Source organism: Nitrososphaera sp. (assembly GCF_050748925.1).
Lineage (GTDB): Archaea > Thermoproteota > Nitrososphaeria > Nitrososphaerales > Nitrososphaeraceae > Nitrososphaera.
Map to the genome: position 1 here is coordinate 1 of NZ_JBOGQF010000135.1, position 4,606 is coordinate 4,606.

6 protein-coding genes are annotated in these 4,606 nt (G+C 56.2%); all 6 read left to right on the plus strand.

Annotation, left to right across the window (positions count from 1 at the left end):
- Window positions 1–1,651 (plus strand): hypothetical protein (locus tag ACREAY_RS09970; protein WP_431755625.1); only part of this gene is annotated, 1,651 nt, incomplete at its 5' end.
- Window positions 1,652–1,693: 42 nt separating this feature from the next.
- Complete coding sequence (locus ACREAY_RS09975) at window positions 1,694–2,779, plus strand: hypothetical protein (protein WP_431755626.1); 1,086 nt, start codon at window positions 1,694–1,696, stop codon at window positions 2,777–2,779.
- Window positions 2,776–3,357 carry a hypothetical protein gene (locus ACREAY_RS09980; RefSeq protein ID WP_431755627.1) on the plus strand — a complete coding sequence of 194 codons (582 nt, stop codon included), beginning with the start codon at window positions 2,776–2,778 and terminating at the stop codon, window positions 3,355–3,357. Before ACREAY_RS09975 ends, ACREAY_RS09980 begins: the two co-directional genes overlap by 4 nt.
- A gap of 75 nt (window positions 3,358–3,432) precedes the next feature.
- Entirely contained in the window at window positions 3,433–3,789 is a 357-nt protein-coding gene (locus ACREAY_RS09985) for a hypothetical protein (protein WP_431755628.1), read from the plus strand.
- Window positions 3,790–3,814: 25 nt separating this feature from the next.
- Window positions 3,815–4,078 (plus strand): hypothetical protein, encoded by a 264-nt coding sequence (locus ACREAY_RS09990; RefSeq protein WP_431755629.1) that lies wholly within the window; start codon window positions 3,815–3,817, stop codon window positions 4,076–4,078.
- Window positions 4,079–4,194: 116 nt separating this feature from the next.
- Window positions 4,195–4,329, plus strand: coding sequence for a hypothetical protein (locus ACREAY_RS09995; RefSeq protein WP_431755630.1), 135 nt, complete (start codon window positions 4,195–4,197; stop codon window positions 4,327–4,329).
- Window positions 4,330–4,606 lie beyond the last annotated feature (277 nt).

A 4,606-nucleotide genomic window follows, 5' to 3' on the forward strand; every position in this document is an offset into this window, starting at 1 on the left:
AACAGGCTCGTACACAGTGCAAACAATCAGGGGTACGTTCCAGACAGTCAATGCCACTACCTATGCAACCGGGCTCCCGCTCCGGATAAACGACCTTGACAGGAACACGAGCACAAGGTCAGAGCAAACATTCACCGGCGCAATCCGTGTAACCATCGCCAATGCGGTAGTTCCAAACGGCGGAGGTGGAAACGCTGCAGGCGGACCCGGTACACCAGGTAACCCGCTGCTCTTTAACATCAAAGAGCTCAGCCTTAACAGCAACACATTCAAGCCAAACCACTCTGGCGACGACATCGACGTGACACCTGGCGTGCCAATTCCAAACACTGCAGCAGGTCTTACGCAGCAGACAGCTGACCAGAACGCAGGCGTTCTCAGGGTGCAGCCAGGCAACGACATCGTGGTCGAGTATCTGGATGCATTCTATGTCACCTTCGGCGCAACAGTTGATGAGGACCCAGCGACTGGCATCCGGATAGACATCAACGGCAACGGCACCACAGGTGACACCGTAGTAGCAACAGGCTCCGTTAACGAAGCTAACATCAGGCTCGACCTGAACGCAAACGGCGCCACGACAGACACCGTCATTGGCATCGTAGAGGCAAACACACGGGTTGACCTGAACGGCGACGGCGACTTTAACGACTCGTTTGCCCTGATAGGTCCCTTTAACGAGACAACTGCCATCCGCGTAGACTTTAACGGCAGCGGAACAACGGGCGCGACAGGCACGCAGACAATCGCATCGCCAAACTCCATTCTTGAAGTCAACATACGCCTTGACCTCACCATGCTCAACACAATCGAGACAACAGCCAACGCAAACGGCATCACCGAATCGCTAACAAGAGTTGACCTCAACGGCATTGACCTTGGCGGCGTTTCGTCAAGATTGACGTTCCAGCTCGGCAACACCGCACCAACAATCACAGCAGACAAGACAACCGCGTCAAAGGGCTCAACAATCACATACACACTCAATGATTCAGACCTCAACGACGACACCGCAGTAATAGAGTCGTACACATTCAACTTTGCACCACTGAACAACGCATCGGTCGATACCGACTTTCAGGCAACAGAAACGCCAAGAGTTTCAGGTGCTGCAGTGGCGGGCAGCCTGGTAACACCGATCTATGACGCAAGGCTCAGAGTGTCTGGCGCAGCAAGGGACGTGGCGTCGACATTCGCAATGACCTTCACCGAAACAGGTGTCAACACAGGCATATTCACAGCAACGCTGAACCTCCAGACATTCACAAACGCAGTGGGCGGAACATTCCAGTTCGTGGACGGCGACAACATTGAGCTTACGCTCAAAGACGTCGAAGACCAGACACAAACAGTGTTCACAGAAATCGGCAGGACTGTCCAGATCGGCCTGACCAAGCCAGTAATTACGCTTGACAGGACGACGGTGGGCGTGCCAAGGGTGGGCACAGGGACCGACGCAAGCGACGGCGCACTGGCCATCCCCAAGAATGCGGCAAACCTGGGCAACATCGTCATTGGGATCACCATCGTCGACCCATCTGCCAACACCAACTCGCAGACAGAAGAGACCCTGATCTCAAGTCAGGCAGCAGTGGCGACTGATGCTAACGGCATCCTGACGCTTGGCAACAAGCTCAGGCTGTCGCTCTAGACCTCGTCTGGCGGCACGTTCGGAGGAGCTGGAAGCATCCTGGTGAGCGAGTCTATCAGGGAGACGGGCTTTGACACCGGTGTCTTTACAGGCGAAATCCAGGTGCTTTCAAACCCTGCAGAGACTCCTGCGCAGTGGATAGGCTCCAAGATTAAGGTCGAATACGCAGGCCGGGACAACACCTTTGGCAACACCGACGATGCTGACACGACCAGCCTAGGCTTTACTGCGAGAAATGCGATACTTTCGACAGACGTCACGACCATCTCAAACGGCGGCAAGATGCTGATAACCGTGAGGGACGACGACGGCAACAGAGACGTGACCACGGCGGAAAAGGTCAGGGTCAGCATAAGGTGGACAGACGACACGGGCACGACGCAGTTCCAGACGCAGACGATGGATGAGACAGGTGTCAACACGGGCATCTTTACCAAGAGCCTTACGGCCGGGACCAGCGTCATTGGCGGCGTGACTTTCCGGCTGCAGCCAGACCAGGACATCCGGGTGAGGTACTACGACCTGACGCCGAGCGTCATCGGCTCCAGCGCGTGGCCTCTTGCCTCCAGCTCGCAGACCCAGATCGAAATAACTCTCCGGTCCGGCGCCGCGACAGGAGGGCTGACAGTCACGCCGGAGCAGGTGGGCCCGGTAACGCAGGTCAAGGTGACCATCGAGGATGGAGACCTCAACAGCAACCCGTCGTCCAAGCAGACCATCACCGGCAGGGTGACTGCGGTGTCTGACAGGGGCGCAGGCAGCAGGGCAGACCTCAACGTGGACGAAACTGGCCCCAACACCGCCGTCTTTGAAGGCAAGGTGAGGCTCAGCCCAGCGCAGGCCGCAGGGGCAGCCAACACGCCGAGCAACGACGTGACCATCAACGCGCTCCCCGGCGACATCGTCTCAATCAGATACGAAGACGAAAAGGGCGTAAACGGCCAGAGGACGATGGTCACAAAGACGGTTCAGGTGGTCAGCCAGGACCCCAAGATGAACTTTAGCAAGGCAAGCTACACCGTCGGCGAGATTGCCGAGCTGAGCATAAACGACGTTGACGCCGACAGGGACCCCGATACCGCAGACATACCATACGCGCGACTTCGACCACGGACGCGGTGGGATTGACAAACGTGCAGGCCATAGAGACTGGCGCCAACACCGGAATGTTCAAGGCCGTCATCCAGACGTCAAGGACATTCTCTACCGGCGCACTCCAGGTGTCCAATGGCGACAACGTGACTGTCGAGTACGAAGACTCGTTCCCTACAAACTTCCGCCAAAAGTTTGACAACAACGGCACGCTGGCAGGCTCGACGCAAAAGTTCCGTGTCAACACAGTAGTCGGAACGGCGGCAAACACGGACAGCACGACGCCCGGCGCACCGGCACTGGCCAATGTAGACGGCAGCAGCGTGGCCGAAGTAACGAGCGGCCAGCAGGTAGTCATCACGTCCAACGTCAAGAACAACGACGAGCAACCGAGACCTGCAACCGTGATCGTGGAAGTCAGGAACGAAGACGGCATCACTGTCTACCTCCAGTGGCAGACAGCAACGATAGCCGCAAACGGCGAGATCCCGGTGGGCCTTTCGTGGATACCCGAAGACTCGGGTGACTACACGATCAGGACCTTTGTGATCAGCGACCTGACCAACCCGCAGGTGCTGTCAGAGGTCGTCACGTCTGAAGTCACCGTGAGCTGAGTATGGAAACCTGCTCTCCTCTTTTTCTTTTTTCTGAACTGCTAAGGTTATTACTTTCTTTGCCGCAATATCGTCGTGCATGATTCTGAGCGTGTCATCATGCAGGTGGCATGCACCAGCTATGACTCGGGCAGCAAGCTGGTCGCCGCGATGCTTGACAACATGGCCAAATTGGCCGGGTCCGACAGGGCCGACATACTGTCCGGGCCTGCCGAGTCCGCGTTTGGGTGGGACTTTTACCCTGTAGCGATAAGCAGGGCGTTTGTGCAGCAGCTGGCAAACATGCCGGAAAACGACATCTGGCGCATGAAAGGCGCCAACCTCGACGAAAAGTTTGCAACTTGGCTCAACCGGCAGCTGAAACTCCGGGTCGAGGGCGTGCAGGTAAAGCTGCTTTCCGACTTGAAATCGTCGCGGTTCGGATTATTTTAATACGCAGGCGCACAACAGCAGAGGCATGGACCCGAGGGTGGAAAAGGCCGTCATGTCCAAGATAGGCGAGGCGGTGGGGGCGGCAGGTGAGATAAAGGCTATTCAGGACGCGATCCCCGCGGCGAGCCCGCAAGACCTGGCCCTTGGAATCGTGGTGGGGCGCATCTACAATTCCTTTCACTACCAGACGCGGCGCATCCTGCGACGCGACGCGACGGAGCAGGAGTTCAACGAGTTCCTGAAGCTCCTCTCTGACAACGTAGGTGAAATCCGGCGCCTGTGTCAATAGCTGCGCCCGCCCAAGGCGGCGCGGCAGCCAAAGCTGTCTTTGGCAGCTGGATGTAAGAAACGAGCGTAACATTCTTCTAAAACCTTTTAAGCTACTCTCATTCACTCACACAAAGCTTGGCTCTTGACGCATCAGAAGACATGGTGTTGTTGACGCCGGACGAGATAAACCGCTTCATATCAAACTTGAGGACGATGTACAGCCCTGCCGTGCACGCAAAAAAGAGGGCAGTCAGGTCCGCACACACATAGCCAGGGTTCGCGGGACGGCCGTGGATTGGATAGCCTACCTCTTTTCATCGAATTTTTTGACGAATATGCGGCCGGATTTCCGAAATTAAGGGCTCAAAGATTATAACCAAAGCCCGGCTGATAGAGGCTGAAAGTGTTAGACATAAAAAGACCTGTGATGGAGCTTGAAGCGTTGGACATCAAGCTCGTCAATGCCCACAAAAACCTTTCAGTGCCGACACTCGTCGAGATGATACTTGAAAGAAAGGAAGGCGTGCTTTCATCGACGGGATCGCTC